Origin of the sequence: Streptomyces sp. E11-3, assembly GCF_046540415.1 — a bacterium.
In the GTDB taxonomy this organism is placed as follows: domain Bacteria; phylum Actinomycetota; class Actinomycetes; order Streptomycetales; family Streptomycetaceae; genus Streptomyces.
The window spans coordinates 1-728 of the sequence record NZ_JAZGRL010000229.1 but is presented as its reverse complement, the minus strand read 5'-3'; the positions used below and the strand labels follow the sequence as shown (position 1 = coordinate 728).

Below are 728 nucleotides of genomic sequence, written 5' to 3'. Positions count from 1 at the left end.
CGGGGATGAAAGCTGTTTTTATGTAAGAGACAATGAGTGTCCGTTTCTTTAAAGTACACACGGTAGTCCAGTTTGTTGCTTTCCTCAAATTTAGTGCCTTTATAGGTTACTACATCCAGAAAGTTAACTTCTCTGCTGTTCAACTCATACTTCACTGTGATAGATGTCTGATGTGTGTTTAGATGCTCAATAAATTTGATAAACTCTTCTCTCGAATGCTCCCAGACACCCCAAATGTCGTCTAAAAATCTGTAATAGGCGAACGGTTTATGAGTGGCTGTCGCCAGCGCGGTCTCTTCCCAGTGCGCCATGAAGATGTTTGCGTACGAGGGTGCGAATTTCTTACCCATGGCAGTGCCCTTGGTTTGGAGGAAAAATCTAGAATCGAACTCGAAGTCATTTTTGGTCAAATTAATCTCTAATAGTTTCAAGATGTACTCATCGGGTCTACTGCCATGGGGAAATTTATTCATGCACTCTCGTACGGCCGACAAGCCCGCCTCCGTCTCGATGTTGGTGTAAAGACTGTCAACATCGATAGTGAAGAGCAGGGCGTCAGTGGGAATCCTCAGGTCTTTTGTTTTTTCAATAAAGTCATACGTGTCTCTCAAATAGCTCGGATGCTTTTGTGACATGGGGTTCAAGTGGTACTCAATGAATTCTGCGGTATTGTACGTTTCGCTGTTACAATCCGATACAATGGGCCTTCCAGGCGGCACTTTGCCCGG

General features: G+C 44.4%; 1 protein-coding gene. It reads right to left on the bottom strand.

Going from position 1 to position 728, the window contains the following annotated elements; all coding sequences use genetic code 11:
• Positions 1 to 728, bottom strand: a 728-nt coding sequence (locus U9R90_RS36580) for a hypothetical protein (RefSeq protein ID WP_411061828.1), incomplete at both ends; no start/stop codon positions are given.